The following is a 13495-nucleotide window of genomic DNA, read 5'->3' on the forward strand; positions in this document are numbered from 1 at the left end:
GTCGTCAAAGCCGCCGCAATAATTGGCTGATTGAAACCAGTCGCTTGAGGCAACTTCAGCCCACTCTTGTTCCGTCTTGTTGTTCCGCATTATCTCGTCAAGATGACCTTTCAGTTCTTCATCGACTGTAAGTATCATAGTGCGCTCATCTTAACCAAGATTGCCGGAGACCCTAAAGCGCAGATGCGCATTCAGCAACGGCAGCTTCGTCCGCATAGCGGGCCAACACGGTTTGCGGACACCCCCAATGAAAAAGGGCGCCCGCGACGGACGCCCCTTTGGTCTGGAATGCGCGGGTCGGATCAGGTCTTGATCTCGAAGCCCAGATGCTTGGCTACGGCGAAGATATCCTTGTCGCCCCTTCCGCACATGTTCATCACGATGATGTGGTCCTGGGGAAGCTCCGGCGCGATCTTCATGACATGGGCCAGCGCGTGGCTCGGCTCGAGCGCCGGGATGATGCCCTCCTGCGCGCAACACAGCTGGAACGCCTCAAGCGCCTCCTTGTCCGTGATCGAGACGTACTGGGCCCGGCCGGTGTCGTGCAGCCAGGCGTGTTCCGGCCCGATGCCGGGATAGTCGAGCCCGGCCGAGATCGAGAACCCTTCGAGGATCTGGCCGTCCTCGTCCTGCAGCAGGTAGGTGCGGTTTCCGTGCAGCACGCCGGGGCGGCCGCCGGTCAGGCTGGCGCAATGCTCCATCCGGTCGTCCACACCCTTGCCGCCGGCCTCGACGCCGATGATGCGGACCGAAGGGTCATCAAGGAACGGATAGAATAGCCCCATCGCGTTCGAGCCGCCGCCGATCGCTGCGACGACGGTGTCAGGCAGGCGCCCCTCGCCTTCCTGCTCGGCCAGTTGCCAGCGAACCTCCTTGCCGATGATCGACTGGAAGTCGCGGACCATCGCAGGATAGGGGTGCGGACCCGCGACCGTACCGATGCAGTAGAAGGTGTCGCGGACGTTGGTGACCCAGTCGCGCAGCGCGTCGTTCATCGCGTCCTTCAGCGTCCCGCGACCCGAGGTAACCGGCACGACCTCTGCCCCCAGAAGCCGCATGCGGAAGACGTTCGGGGCCTGACGCTCGACGTCATGGGCACCCATGTAGACGATGCACTTCAGGCCGAACTTGGCGCAGACGGTCGCGGTCGCCACGCCATGCTGGCCGGCGCCCGTTTCCGCGATGATGCGGGTCTTGCCCATGCGGCGCGCAAGGATGATCTGGCCCAGAACGTTGTTGATCTTGTGCGCGCCGGTGTGATTCAGCTCGTCGCGCTTCATGTAGATCTTGGCGCCGCCAAGGTGCGTCGTCAGGCGCTCGGCGTAGTAAAGCGGCGAGGGACGGCCGACGTAGTGCTTCCAGAGCCAGTCCATCTCTTCCCAGAAGCTGGGATCGGTCTTGGCCTTTTCGTACTCTGCCTCAAGATCAAGGATCAGCGGCATCAGCGTTTCGGACACGAACCGTCCACCAAAGATGCCGAAGCGACCCTTTTCGTCGGGTCCGGTCATGAAGCTGTTGATCAGGTCCTCGGCCATCTTCGCCTCCTCTCAGTTCAGAACGCGTTTATAGCCAATGTGGGATGGGGTAAAGCCAAGGCTTTCGTAGAAACGGTGGGCATCGGGGCGGCTGCGGTTCGTGGTCAGCTGCATGAGCCCGCAGCCTGCCTCCCGGGCGCGGGTTTCCGCATCGCGCATCAACGCCGCCCCGATCCCCTGCCCCCTGAGTTCCGATACGACGCGCACCGATTCCACCTGCGCCCGCCGCGTCGCGCGCAGGGACAGGCCCGAGATGAAGGTGATCTGATAGGTGGCGACGATCCGGCCGTCCAATTCACCGACGATCAGATGATTGGCGCCTTCATCCCTCATCCGGTGGAAAGCGGCCAGATAGGTGGCGGCGTCCGAGCTTTCGCGCGCGGCCCCCAGTACATCGTCCAGCAGCAGCGCCACGACCGTCAGCACGTCCCGTTCTTCCGCTGTGCGGAACCGGATCATTCCAGCGCCGCCTTGCAGAAGGCGCGGATCAGGGCTTCGTCCTTGACGCCAGGCGCGGTTTCGACGCCGGATGAGACATCCACTTGGCGGGCGTTGGTCGAACGGATGGCCAGGGCCACGTTGTCCGGCGTCAGGCCACCCGCCAGCATCCACGGCCGGCGCCAGACCCTGCCCAGCATCAGCCGCCAGTCGAAGGCCAGGCCGTTGCCGCCCGGCAGCACCGCCCCTTTCGGCGGCTTGGCATCCACAAGGATCTGGTCCGCGACGGTCTGGTAAAGATCAAGCGCCGCAAGGTCGGCGGGTTCGGCGACGCCCACCGCCTTCATCACGGGAAGCCCATAGCGTGAACGCACCTCGGCTACGCGCTCGGGGCTTTCGGATCCGTGAAGTTGCAGCATGTCCAGCGGCACCGCCTCCGTGATCGCGTCCAACTCCTCATTGGTCGCGTTCACGGTCAGCGCGACCTTGGCTATACCTTCGGGCACGCCAAGCGCCAACGCGGCCGCGTCGGCAAGCCCAAGATGGCGCGGCGAGCGCGAGAAGAACACGAAGCCCACATAGCGCGCGCCAGCCTCGGCGGCGGCGACGACATGGGCGGGTTCCCGAAGGCCGCAGATCTTTACAGCGATATCCATGACTGCGATCTAGATGATTATCGTGCCCTGCACAAACCCCTGCCCCGAGCACATCGGCGGCGCCCTACCGGGCGCCCTTGCGTTCCAGAAGGGCCAGCACATCATCCTCGGGCTGGTCGCTGTCGGCCTTCAACCGATCGACTTCGCGCGCAAGGCGCCCGGCTTCCCGCCGGTGCTGCGTTGCGGCGCTGCGATGCTTGGACTCACGCAGCCATTCCCAGACGAAACCGATGGCAAGACCCGCGACGATGCCCGCGAAGATCACCAGGAAGAGCGGCAGCTTGACGGACAGGCCGAAGCCAAAGAAGCTATCCACCTGCTCAGGCACCAGTCGCAAAACGACCAGCTCACGGTTGGCGGATGCAACGCCAAGCAAGGACAGGCCCAGCAGGGCCAGAAAAAGCCATTTCAGAACACGCAACATGGTACCGGATCATTCACCGTTCAGGCGGTCACGTAGCAGCTTGCCGGTCTTGAAGAAAGGCACATGCTTCTCATCGACATCGACGGATTCGCCCGTGCGCGGATTTCGTCCCTGCCGGGAATCGCGCTTCTTTACGGAAAACGCGCCGAACCCTCTGAGTTCGACCCGATCACCGCGGGCCAGGGCACCGACAATCTCTTCGAATATGGTGTTCACAATCCTTTCGACGTCGCGCTGAAAGAGGTGCGGATTCTCATCAGCTATCTTCTGAATGAGTTCGGACCGGATCATCAAAAACCCCCCTGCGCACGCGACTCGCAGCGCGTCCGCTGCACTTTTTTGGTTCGACAGACTATAGGGGCAAAACCGGCATCGACAAACAGGAAAGCCTTTGGAAAGTCAGGGATTCCGTCGTGAGGTGGTCAGTTTCGCGAGCCATTTCGCCGCGTCCGGCCAAGCCGCGCTGCAGCAATCGCGGTGCCGCAGCGCCGCAGCACCTTGCCGATCGCGACATCCTCGGCGCGATTCGCAATGTCCTGACCGACGCGCAAAGCGTCCAGCGTGTTCCGGCAGGACAGGATGGAGCGCTGGCTCAGGTTCGGGGGCAGTTCCGAACCCGATCAGCCCGGATTGCGGCCGGTGTGCCGCGACTCCGCCACGCCCCGCACTCCGGGCTGGCGACGCCACGTCCTTCGGGAAGGGTGCCGGCGGATCAATGCGATGCTGTCGGGCCTTGCTGCCTGGAGCTGACCTGGGGGAAATGGAAAAAGCCCCGCGCATTGCGCGGGGCTTCCGTTCGGGCAATCCGCCCGAAGATTACTTCTGACCCTTGAGCGCGGCGCCCAGGATGTCGCCGAGCGAGGCGCCGGAGTCCGAGGAACCGTACTGTTCGACGGCTTCCTTTTCCTCGGCGATCTCGCGCGCCTTGATCGACACGCCCAGCTTGCGGGTCTTGCTGTCGACGTTGGTCACGCGAACATCGACGTGATCGCCAACCTGGAAGCGCTCGGGGCGCTGGTCGGCGCGGTCACGGGCAAGGTCCGAACGACGGATGAACGACTTCATGCCGTTGTACTCGACCTCGATGCCGCCTTCTTCGATCGCGGTGACGTTCACGGTGATGACCGAACCACGCTTCACGCCGTCAACGGCGTCCGAGAAGGTGTCGGCGTCCAGAGCCTTGATCGAGAGCGAGATGCGCTCTTTCTCGACGTCCACTTCGGTGACCGCGGCCTTGACCACGTCGCCCTTGCGGTAGGACTGGATCGCCTCTTCGCCGCGCTGATCCCAGCTGAGGTCGGAGAGGTGCACCATGCCGTCGATGTCGTTCTCGAGGCCGATGAACAGACCGAATTCGGTGATGTTCTTGACTTCGCCCTCGATCACGCTGCCGACCGGGTGGGTCTCGGCGAAGACTTCCCACGGGTTGCGCATGCACTGCTTGAGACCCAGCGAAACGCGACGCTTCGCGGTGTCGATCTCGAGCACCATGACGTCGACTTCCTGCGAGGTCGACACGATCTTGCCCGGATGGACGTTCTTCTTGGTCCAGGACATCTCGGAGACGTGGACAAGGCCCTCGACCCCGGCTTCCAGTTCCACGAATGCACCGTAGTCGGTGATGTTCGTGACGCGGCCCTTGTGGATCGAGCCCAGCGGGAACTTCTGCTCGACCGAATCCCACGGATCGGACTGAAGCTGCTTCATGCCCAGCGAGATGCGGTGGGTTTCCTTGTTGATCTTGATCACCTGGACCTTCACGGTCTCGCCGATGTTCAGGATCTCGGACGGATGGTTCACGCGGCGCCACGCCATGTCGGTGACATGGAGCAGACCATCGACGCCACCCAGGTCAACGAACGCACCGTATTCGGTGATGTTCTTGACGACGCCATCCACGACCTGGCCTTCGGACAGGTTGCCGATGACTTCGGCGCGCTGCTCGGCGCGGGACTCTTCGAGGATCGCGCGGCGCGACACGACGATGTTGCCCCGGCGGCGGTCCATCTTGAGGATCTGGAACGGCTGCTTCATGCCCATGAGCGGGCCGGCATCGCGAACCGGACGAACATCGACCTGCGAACCCGGAAGGAACGCGACAGCGCCGCCCAGATCGACGGTGAAGCCACCCTTGACGCGGCCGAAGATGGCGCCATCGACGCGCTCTTCGTTGGCATAGGCCTTCTCAAGACGGTCCCAGGCCTCTTCGCGGCGGGCTTTCTCGCGGCTGATGACGGCTTCGCCGCGGGCGTTCTCGACGCGGTCGAGATAGACCTCGACCTCATCGCCCACCGCGATTTCGGGGGCCTGGCCGGGGGCTGCGAATTCTTTCAGATCGACGCGGCCTTCCATCTTGTAGCCGACGTCGATGATGGCCTGGCCCGCCTCGATGGCGATGACCTTGCCCTTGACGACCGAACCTTCGTCCGGGGTGTCGATTTCGAAGCTTTCGTTAAGGAGGGCTTCGAATTCCTCCATGGTCGCTTTAGCGCACATGCGTTTTCAGTTCCTTTTCAACATGTTTTCTGGCCATGCGGTTGGCTCCGCCGGTCTTTGCTGGCCCCATGACAAAAAGCCGCCTGGCCCGGACGCCTGTCCGGTGCTCAGCGACTCCTGCCTCAGGATGGGGGCGCTATAGCGACAATGGGTCCGAGAAGCAAGAAGATTGGGGCAATGGGGCCGATGCAGGCGCACCGCGAACGGCCACGGTCGCCCCACGCATCGCCCTATGCCTAGACTTCCGCGGATAGCCTTGTGTCCACCACGGCTTTCGCCGCCGCGACCGCGCTTTCGATGGTCATTTCGCTGGTGTCCAGCACCACGGCATCCGCAGCGGGTTTCATCGGGGCGACCAAGCGTTCCGCGTCCCGCTTGTCCCGTTCGATCACCTGCGCCAGCACTTCGGCCTCATCCCCACCAACCTCCAGCCAGCGGCGATGGGCGCGGACCTCGGCGCTGGCGGTGACGAAAAGCTTCACCTCCGCCTCGGGGCAAATCACCGTGCCGATGTCGCGCCCGTCAAGCACCGCGCCGCCCTCGCGCCGGGCGAAGCGGCGCTGAAAATCGACCAACGCGGCACGCACCTCGGGGATCACGGCGACCTGACTTGCGGCTTGCCCGGCCTCCAGCGTCCGAAGGTCGCCGCGGGTCAGGTCTGCCTCCGACAGGGTTTGCGCGGCCCGGACCGGATCGCCGCCCTTCGCCCCCACGGCGCGGTAAAGAAGCCCGGTGTCGAGATGGGCAAAGCCAAAATGACGGGCGACGGCGCGGGAGATCGTCCCCTTCCCCGCCGCGGCCGGCCCGTCAATGGCAACCGTGAAGATCATGCGTCCGCGCGTTCGACCAGCGCGCCTAGGCCGCGCATCAGGTCCTCGAACACCGGGAAGGAGGTCGCGATCGGCGATCCGTCATCTATGCTAACTGGCTTTTGCGCAGCAAGGCCCAAGACGAGGAAGGACATTGCGATCCGGTGGTCGATGTGCGTCTTCGCGGTTCCCCCGCCCGGCACACCGCCTGCGCCCATGCCGTGGACGATCAGGGTGTCTTCGTCTTCCTCGATGCGCACGCCCATGGCTTCAAGCCCGCGCGCCATCGCGTCGATCCGGTCGCTTTCCTTGACGCGCAGCTCCTTTACGCCGCGCATGACCGTGGTGCCCTCGGCACAGGCCGCGACCACCGACAGGACAGGATATTCGTCGATCATCGAGGCCGCGCGCTCTTCGGGAACCTCGATCCCCTTGAGGGTCGAGAAGCGGACACGCAGGTCCGCGACCGGTTCGCCGCCCTCTTCGCGCGGATTCTGGAACTCGATATCGGCGCCCATCTCCACCAGCGTCGTATAAAGACCGTTACGGGTGGGGTTCTGGCTGACCCCCGGAACCATGATGTCCGACCCCTCGACGATCAGCGCGGCGCAGACCGGAAACGCGGCCGAGGACGGATCGCGCGGCACCGCCACGGTTTGCGGCTTCAGCTCGGGCTGCCCCTTCAGGATGATCACGCGCCCTTCCGCCGTATCCTCGACCGCCAGGTCTGCGCCGAAGCCGCGCAGCATGCGCTCGGAGTGGTCGCGCGTCGGCTCCTTCTCGATCACCACCGTCTCACCCGGCGCGTTCAGGCCAGCAAGAAGGACGGCTGACTTGACCTGCGCCGACGGCATGGGAACGGTATAGCGCACCGGGACGGGTTCGCCTGCGCCGACGATGGTCATCGGAAGCCGGCCGCCTTGGCGGCCGTAGGCCTGTGCGCCGAACAGCGCGAGCGGATCGGTCACGCGGCCCATCGGGCGCTTGCGCAGCGACGCATCGCCGGTGAACGTCGCGGTGATGGGCGAGGTCGCCATCGCCCCCATGATCAATCGCACGCCGGTGCCGGAGTTGCCGCAATCGATCACGTCAGAGGGTTCGGCGAAACCGCCCACCCCCACGCCATGAACTGACCAGTCGCCGTCGCCCAGCCGCGTCACCTGCGCGCCGAAAGCCCGCATTGCCTTTGCGGTGTCGATCACGTCCTGCCCCTCCAGAAGGCCCGTCACGCGCGTCTCGCCAACCGAAAGCGCGCCCAGGATGAGCGAACGATGTGAAATGGACTTGTCGCCCGGCACTTCTGCCACCCCTTTCAGGGGACCCGACTTGCGGGCGATCATCGCAACGGGCTCACCATGGCCGGACATTCGGAACTCCCTTCAAAATCCGCATCGCTGATAGCGCAAGCGAATGGGGGCGTCCATGGCTGATCCAGATCAAAGACACCTTGACCGCTCCGTCTTACGCGCTTCTGGACAAGGGAGCGCACATGGACCTGACCGCCCTTCTGGACTACGTCGAGGAACCGCAGCTTGCGGCGCTTCTGGGTCTGCTGACGGGGGCGGTTTTCGGCTTCTCCGCGGAACGGTCCGCCTTTTGCCTCAGGGCCGCGACGGTCGAGTTCGCCCGCGGCAAGCTGGGGGAACGCATGGCGGTCTGGCTTCTGACCTTCTCGACGGCCGTCATCTGGGTTCAGGGCGCAGAGTTGATGGGCCTGTTTCGTGCGGAAGAGGCCCGCATGATGGCGATCGCCGGGTCGTGGTCCGGCGCGATCATCGGGGGGCTGATGTTCGGCGCGGGCATGGTTCTGGCGCGCGGCTGTTCCGGGCGGCTCCTGGTCCTGGCGGCGACCGGCAATCTTCGGTCCGTCGTCGCTGGCCTGATCTTCGCCGTGGTGGCACAGATGGCGCGCCACGGCTGGCTTTCGCCGCTGCGTCAATGGCTTGCGGCGCTCTGGGTGACGCCGGGCGGACGCAACGTCGATCTAGTCAGCTCTCTGGGGCTGCCCGACGCGGGGGGCTTGTTGCTGGGCGTGGCGATAGCGCTTCTGTCCCTTTGGCTCTCGTTCCGCAACGGGCTGGGCTGGTCGCGGCTGGTCTTCGCCTCGGGCGCCGGGTTCGCCGTGGCACTGGGCTGGGTTCTGACGTTTTCACTGTCGCAGATCGCGTTCGAGCCTGTCAGCGTGACATCTGCGTCATTCTCGGGGCCCTCGGCTGATACGCTCATGTTCTTCCTTGTCGAAAACCCGGCGCTCGATTTCGACATCGGGCTGGTTCCCGGCGTGTTCATCGGCGCGCTGGTTTCCGCCGCGCTGAAGGGAAGCCTGCGGTTTCAGGGTTTCGACGGCGAAAGTCAGATGCGCCGGGCGATGACCGGCGCCGTGCTGATGGGCTTCGGGGCCATGCTGGCCGGGGGGTGCGCGATCGGAGCTGGCGTCACCGGCGGGTCGATCTTTGCGGCGACGGCCTGGCTCACGCTTTTCTGCATGTGGATCGGCGCGACGCTGACCGACTTCGTCGTCGATCAGCGCGCGCGACTTGTCGCGGCCTAGACCCCGGACAGGAAGCGATAGCCCTCGCCGCTGCGTTCAGCCCGTCCGATCCCGCCGTCGGGAAGGTGATAGCCGATCAGCACCACCTGATCCGCGGCAAGCCGGTCAAGAAGCGCGGTCCGGGTACTGGCGGCAAGATCCTTGTCCTGATCCGACCCGGAGGCCCATCCCGGGCGTTCGAAGCCGACATGGTGGTTTCCGATCGCGTCGCCGACGACCGTGACCGGCACCGAACCGGCCGTCATGTCGAACGACATGTGCCCCGGCGTGTGGCCCGGCGTCAGTCGCGCGACAAGACCGGGCAGCACCTCTTCGCCGTCCGTCAGCCGTCGCAGGCTGTCGCCGATGACCGACAGGCGGCGAGACGCGCCGACGGCAAAGCTCGCTCGGGCCTCACCGATCGTGTTCACCGTGTCGGGGTCCGTCCAGTAATCGAACTCTGCCCCGCCCATCGCGAATTCGGCGTTGGCAAAGATCGGTTCGTCGAATTCGTCCAGAAGTCCCCAAAGATGGTCCGGGTGCCCGTGGGTGAAGACGACATGTGTTACATCGTCGACCGACAGGTCCAATGCCTCCATCGCCTCGGCCAGCTTTCCGGCGGTCGGCTGGAAATCCGGACCGGAACCGACATCGAACAGTACCGTGTTCGTGCCGTCACGCCAAAGCGTGACATTGCACGGCGGCGTCAGCTGATCGGTCGCAAGACCGTATCTGGAAACGATTTCCTGAAGCTCGGTTTCGGGCATGCCGCCAAGAATGAAGTTGCCGGGCAGCGTCAAGAAGCCGTCCGACAAGGTATCGATCCGCGCGCCCCCCAGGTCAAGCGTGCTGGCGGACCATACGCGGGATACCGGAAGGGCGAGCGCACCCCCGGTCGCGGCAAGGAAATGGCGGCGGGTCAGCATGTCGGATCTCCTGTCGGCAGATGGGCGCTAGCCGAAGATGTCGGCGGTAATCGTGTCGTACCAGTCAAAGCTTTCCTCGTAAGTCAGCCGCCGTTCCTCCGCGTCTTCGTCGGGACGGCTTATGAAGCTTCCGGTCGAGGCGATGTGGTCGTCGGCCGGTTCATAGGCACCACCAAGCTTGACGGAATCTTCGGGCGCAAGCGCCGACCAGCAGGTGTTGACGTAGATCGCAGGGGGCACATCGGCCCCTGCCAGATCGCCCAGAAGGGACTGCACCACGACCGCGGCCTGCGAGTTGGCGGCGACGGCCGATTTCGGCATCTCGGCCGCGCTGGAGGCGTCGCCCAGGACCCAGACGGCGGGATCTACGGCAGAGCGCATGCTGTCCGGCTGGATGGGGGCCCATCCCGTGTCGTCCGTGACGCCCGCGATCCGCGCGATCGCCCCGGCCCTCTGCGCCGGAATCACGTTGCAGACATCGACCGCCTGCGCCTCTCCTTCGATCAGGACCTCCATCGTGGCGGGCCTGACCTCGACATCCGCGCCGCCGAATTCGGGATTCACCCAATCGATCATTCCGTCATAGTGCTGAAGCCAGGCGTTTTCGAACAACGTCTGCTTGGAATATTTGTCCTTGGGATCAAGGATCATGATCTTGGCCGTGGGATTCACTTGCGTCAGCAGGTTCGCGACCATGCAGGCCCGTTCATAGGGCGCGGGCGGGCAGCGGTAGGGATTTGGCGGGGCGATCATCACGAAAAGCCCACCCTGCGGCATCGCCTCGATCATCCGGCGCAGCAGGACGGTCTGCGATCCGGCCTTGTAGGCATGCGGCATGATCTCTGCGTCATCAATCGACCATCCAGGAACGGAACCGTCGACAAAGTCGATGCCCGGGGCCAGCACCAGCCTGTCGTAGGGCAACACCGCGCCGCTTGAGAGCGTCACTGTCCGATTGTCCCGGTCCACCCCCGTGGCAAGGTCATGGATGACCTCCACGCCCGCGGAAACCAGGCCAGCGTAGCCGAAACGAAGGCTTTCGATCGTGCGGATTCCACCCAGATACAGGTTCGAAAAGAAGCAGGTCGTGTAGCTGGGGTTGGCCTCGACCAGCGTGACGTTGATGGCGCCGGCGGACTCCAAGGCCAGATGCCGGGCGACGGTTGCCCCGGCCGCGCCGCCGCCGACGACGACGACACGAGGCCGCCCCTGACCGAACACCGCGGGGGCGGACAAAAGGCCAGCGGCCCCGGCACTACCCGCGATCAGGGTTCTTCTGCTCAGGCGCATCAGCGCACCCCTTCTGTCAGAAAGCGGCGCGCTGAACGCGCGCCTGCTCAGGGTTCCAGGGTCGAAAGATAGGCGACAATCGCCGCGCGGTCTTCTTCCTTCTTCAGTCCGGCAAAGGACATCTTCGTGCCCTTCAAGAACCCCTTCGGGTTTTCAAGGAACGACATCAGCGACGCCTCGTCCCAAACCAGCCCTTCGGCCGCGGCATCGGCCATGGCCTTGGAGTACTTGAAGCCCTCGACCGATCCGGCAGCGCGGCCGATCGTTGCGTTCAGATGCGGTCCTGTGCCATTCTTGGCACCCTCGCCGACCTTGTGGCACGCCGCACATTTCTTGAAGACCTTCTGCCCGGCCTCGGCCAGCTCGGAATCGACCTCGGCCGCAGCCGTTTCCGTGGTCTCTGCGGGCGCGTCGGTCGATGTTTCCTGCGCCTCTGACGCAGGCGCGGCCGCGGTGGCCGCCGCCATGATGTCCGGCAGCGTTCCGGCGGGCCGGCCGTCCGGGTCCTCGGGCGTGACGTTAAGGTCCACCGCCCTCTTCGTGACCTTTACCTCGGGTCCGCAATCACTCATGCAGCCCTCGCCGCTGAACAGCGGGTATTCGCTTTCGGCGCGATCGTCGGGATAGAATCCATCTGCGTTCGGCAGGGTGTTCTCGGTGAAGTTCTCGTTTGACAGGACGTAATCGTCTTCGACCAGACCGTTGGAATAAAGAAGGAACGCGGTGATCGCATAGGCCTCATCCGTCGAGACGGTTTGCGCCGCGCCGAAGGGCATCGAGCGGTGGACATAGTCAAAGACCGTGGACAGATAGGGCCAGTAGCTGCCGATGGTCTTGACCGGGCGGCGGTGTTGCAATGTGCCTTCACCGCCGGCCAGAACAGGCCAACTGTCAAGCCCCTCGGCGAATTCGCCGTGGCAGGACGCGCACTTGTCGGCAAAGACTTCCTCGCCCGTCAGGACATCGCCTTCGCCCTTTGGCAGGCCGGTTCCATCGGGCAGGACCGACACGTCCCAGGCGGCGATCTCTTCGGGAAGCGCCGGACGGCCAAGACCCATCTTTTCGGCCATGGCGGGCGCGGCGATCAAGGCCGCCATCGCGGTTCCGACAAGAAGGTTAAGCGACTTCGACATTTTCAACCTCCCCGTCGGACTTGAGCCACCAGGTCTGGATACCGTTGTTGTGATAGACGTTGTTCAGGCCGCGGATCTCGCGCAGCGCGTCCTTGGTCGGCTGGACATAGCCGGTCTCATCGGTCGCGCGGGATTGCAGAAGCAGTTCCGATCCGTCCCAGTCGATGTCCAGGTGGAAGCGGGTCAGCGCCTTGGGCTTCGCCTCGCCCGTGATCCGCGCCTCTTGCCAGTTGCGCCCGCCGTCAAGCGAAACGTCGACCTTGGTGATCCTGCCGTGGCCTGACCAGGCCAGTCCGGTCAGGACAAGCGGCCCCTTGCCGTGGCGCACCGGCGCCTGGGGCGAGGGCGAGGTGATGACCGACTTGGCGTCCATGACCCAGGTCCACTTGCGCGCGCGGCCGTCCGGCATGAGGTCGGTATACTTCGACGTCTCTTCGCGGCTTTCGACGGCCTGATCGTAGACGCCAATCCGCCGGACCCACTTGACCCACATGTTGCCCTCCCAGCCCGGCACGACGAGCCGGACGGGATAGCCATGCTCCTTGCGCAGCGCCTCGCCATTGGCGAAGAAGGCGACCACGACGTCGTCCAGCGCCTTTTCCATCGGAATCGAGCGGCCGTTCGACGACGCATCGGCGCCCTCGGCGTAGATCCACTTGCCCTCGGCCTGAACGCCGGCCTCCTCAAGCAGGTAGCGCAGGGGTACGCCGACATATTCCATGTTGTGGATCATGCCCTGGGTGAACTGGCAGCCCTCAAGCTGGGCGCCGCCCCACTCCATGCCGCCATTTGCCGCGCATTCCAGGAAGGCCGTGACGGTGGTGCGGGGGAAGCGCATCAGGTCTTCGAAGGTGAACACCAGCGGCGTGTCGACCAGACCGTTGATCATCAGCCGGTAGTCGGCCTTCGACAGTTCGATCGCGCCGGAGTGGTGGCGTTCGAAGGCGCAGCCCTGTGGCGTGATCGTTCCCTCAAGCGCATGGATCGGCGTGAAGTTGATCGACGATACCGGGCTTTCGGTCAGCCATTCGACGTTGCGCCGCACCACGTGGGATTCAAAGCGGATCGGCATGCCGTAGGGCGACGCATCCACGGCATCCCCAAACGAGGACGCCCAGTCCTGCACCTCGGTGATCAGGGGATCAGCGCCTTCTGCCCGGACGGCTCCGGTGGCCAGCGCGCCCGCGCCAAGCGCGGCGCCGCCCTTCAGGAAGTTCCGGCGCGATGCGCCCCTGGCGGGTTCGTCGGACATGGCGAA

General features: G+C 64.6%; 13 protein-coding genes. 1 reads left to right on the forward strand and 12 read right to left on the reverse strand.

The window, feature by feature from the left end:
• Nucleotides 1-302 precede the first annotated feature (302 nt).
• The 8 genes from trpB to aroA all read right to left on the reverse strand — a co-directional run bounded on the left by trpB (nucleotide 303) and on the right by aroA (nucleotide 7725).
• Nucleotides 303-1535 carry a tryptophan synthase subunit beta gene (gene trpB / locus OEW28_RS08870; protein WP_263734405.1) on the reverse strand — a complete coding sequence of 411 codons (1233 nt, stop codon included), beginning with the start codon at nucleotides 1533-1535 and terminating at the stop codon, nucleotides 303-305.
• Between the two features lie 12 nt (nucleotides 1536-1547).
• The gene (locus OEW28_RS08875; RefSeq protein WP_263734406.1) at nucleotides 1548-1994 is read right to left on the reverse strand and encodes a GNAT family N-acetyltransferase; all 447 of its coding nucleotides are present in this window, start codon (nucleotides 1992-1994) and stop codon (nucleotides 1548-1550) included.
• Nucleotides 1991-2629 carry a phosphoribosylanthranilate isomerase gene (locus tag OEW28_RS08880; protein ID WP_263734407.1) on the reverse strand — a complete coding sequence of 213 codons (639 nt, stop codon included), beginning with the start codon at nucleotides 2627-2629 and terminating at the stop codon, nucleotides 1991-1993. The genes OEW28_RS08875 and OEW28_RS08880 overlap by 4 nt, the downstream gene beginning before the upstream one ends.
• Before the next feature lie 64 nt (nucleotides 2630-2693).
• Nucleotides 2694-3053 carry a LapA family protein gene (locus OEW28_RS08885; RefSeq protein WP_318527516.1) on the reverse strand — a complete coding sequence of 120 codons (360 nt, stop codon included), beginning with the start codon at nucleotides 3051-3053 and terminating at the stop codon, nucleotides 2694-2696.
• Nucleotides 3054-3062: 9 nt separating this feature from the next.
• Nucleotides 3063-3344 (reverse strand): integration host factor subunit beta, encoded by a 282-nt coding sequence (gene ihfB / locus OEW28_RS08890; RefSeq protein ID WP_263734408.1) that lies wholly within the window; start codon nucleotides 3342-3344, stop codon nucleotides 3063-3065.
• Between the two features lie 525 nt (nucleotides 3345-3869).
• A complete protein-coding gene (rpsA, locus tag OEW28_RS08895) occupies nucleotides 3870-5549 on the reverse strand; it encodes a 30S ribosomal protein S1 (RefSeq protein ID WP_263734409.1) in 1680 nt (559 codons plus the stop codon).
• A 236-nt stretch (nucleotides 5550-5785) separates the two neighbouring features.
• A complete protein-coding gene (locus tag OEW28_RS08900) occupies nucleotides 5786-6379 on the reverse strand; it encodes a (d)CMP kinase (protein ID WP_263734410.1) in 594 nt (197 codons plus the stop codon).
• On the reverse strand, nucleotides 6376-7725 hold the full coding sequence (gene aroA / locus OEW28_RS08905) for a 3-phosphoshikimate 1-carboxyvinyltransferase (protein WP_263734411.1): 1350 nt from the start codon (nucleotides 7723-7725) through the stop codon (nucleotides 6376-6378). Before aroA ends, OEW28_RS08900 begins: the two co-directional genes overlap by 4 nt.
• A gap of 122 nt (nucleotides 7726-7847) precedes the next feature.
• Between aroA and OEW28_RS08910 the strand changes: the two genes are divergently transcribed.
• Nucleotides 7848-8909: a YeeE/YedE family protein gene (locus tag OEW28_RS08910; RefSeq protein ID WP_263734412.1), complete on the forward strand. Its 1062-nt coding sequence runs from the start codon at nucleotides 7848-7850 to the stop codon at nucleotides 8907-8909.
• On the opposite strand, the gene OEW28_RS08915 is transcribed toward OEW28_RS08910, so the two are convergent.
• Genes OEW28_RS08915 through soxC form a run of 4 tightly spaced genes read right to left on the reverse strand, consistent with a single transcriptional unit; the run spans nucleotide 8906 to nucleotide 13489 of the window.
• Entirely contained in the window at nucleotides 8906-9814 is a 909-nt protein-coding gene (locus OEW28_RS08915) for an MBL fold metallo-hydrolase (RefSeq protein ID WP_263734413.1), read from the reverse strand. The genes OEW28_RS08910 and OEW28_RS08915 overlap by 4 nt on opposite strands.
• 27 nt (nucleotides 9815-9841) lie before the next feature.
• Nucleotides 9842-11104, reverse strand: a complete 1263-nt coding sequence (locus OEW28_RS08920; protein WP_263734414.1) for an NAD(P)/FAD-dependent oxidoreductase — start codon at nucleotides 11102-11104, stop codon at nucleotides 9842-9844.
• A gap of 47 nt (nucleotides 11105-11151) precedes the next feature.
• Nucleotides 11152-12237 (reverse strand): c-type cytochrome, encoded by a 1086-nt coding sequence (locus OEW28_RS08925; RefSeq protein WP_263734415.1) that lies wholly within the window; start codon nucleotides 12235-12237, stop codon nucleotides 11152-11154.
• On the reverse strand, nucleotides 12221-13489 hold the full coding sequence (gene soxC / locus OEW28_RS08930) for a sulfite dehydrogenase (protein ID WP_263734416.1): 1269 nt from the start codon (nucleotides 13487-13489) through the stop codon (nucleotides 12221-12223). Before soxC ends, OEW28_RS08925 begins: the two co-directional genes overlap by 17 nt.
• Between the last annotated feature and the right edge of the window lie 6 nt (nucleotides 13490-13495).

The sequence above is a fragment of the Albidovulum marisflavi genome, from assembly GCF_025751435.1.
Taxonomy (GTDB): domain Bacteria; phylum Pseudomonadota; class Alphaproteobacteria; order Rhodobacterales; family Rhodobacteraceae; genus Albidovulum; species Albidovulum marisflavi.

What these genes read in the sequence shown, in the direction of transcription:
- OEW28_RS08925 (WP_263734415.1), bottom strand. Translation starts at nt 12,237, where the DNA reads ATGTCGAAGTCGCTTAACCTTCTTGTCGGAACCGCGATGGCGGCCTTG.
- rpsA (WP_263734409.1), bottom strand. Translation starts at nt 5,549, where the DNA reads ATGTGCGCTAAAGCGACCATGGAGGAATTCGAAGCCCTCCTTAACGAA.
- OEW28_RS08900 (WP_263734410.1), bottom strand. Translation starts at nt 6,379, where the DNA reads ATGATCTTCACGGTTGCCATTGACGGGCCGGCCGCGGCGGGGAAGGGG.
- soxC (WP_263734416.1), bottom strand. Translation starts at nt 13,489, where the DNA reads ATGTCCGACGAACCCGCCAGGGGCGCATCGCGCCGGAACTTCCTGAAG.
- ihfB (WP_263734408.1), bottom strand. Translation starts at nt 3,344, where the DNA reads ATGATCCGGTCCGAACTCATTCAGAAGATAGCTGATGAGAATCCGCAC.
- OEW28_RS08915 (WP_263734413.1), bottom strand. Translation starts at nt 9,814, where the DNA reads ATGCTGACCCGCCGCCATTTCCTTGCCGCGACCGGGGGTGCGCTCGCC.
- OEW28_RS08880 (WP_263734407.1), bottom strand. Translation starts at nt 2,629, where the DNA reads ATGGATATCGCTGTAAAGATCTGCGGCCTTCGGGAACCCGCCCATGTC.
- OEW28_RS08885 (WP_318527516.1), bottom strand. Translation starts at nt 3,053, where the DNA reads ATGTTGCGTGTTCTGAAATGGCTTTTTCTGGCCCTGCTGGGCCTGTCC.
- OEW28_RS08910 (WP_263734412.1), top strand. Translation starts at nt 7,848, where the DNA reads ATGGACCTGACCGCCCTTCTGGACTACGTCGAGGAACCGCAGCTTGCG.
- aroA (WP_263734411.1), bottom strand. Translation starts at nt 7,725, where the DNA reads ATGTCCGGCCATGGTGAGCCCGTTGCGATGATCGCCCGCAAGTCGGGT.
- OEW28_RS08920 (WP_263734414.1), bottom strand. Translation starts at nt 11,104, where the DNA reads ATGCGCCTGAGCAGAAGAACCCTGATCGCGGGTAGTGCCGGGGCCGCT.
- trpB (WP_263734405.1), bottom strand. Translation starts at nt 1,535, where the DNA reads ATGGCCGAGGACCTGATCAACAGCTTCATGACCGGACCCGACGAAAAG.
- OEW28_RS08875 (WP_263734406.1), bottom strand. Translation starts at nt 1,994, where the DNA reads ATGATCCGGTTCCGCACAGCGGAAGAACGGGACGTGCTGACGGTCGTG.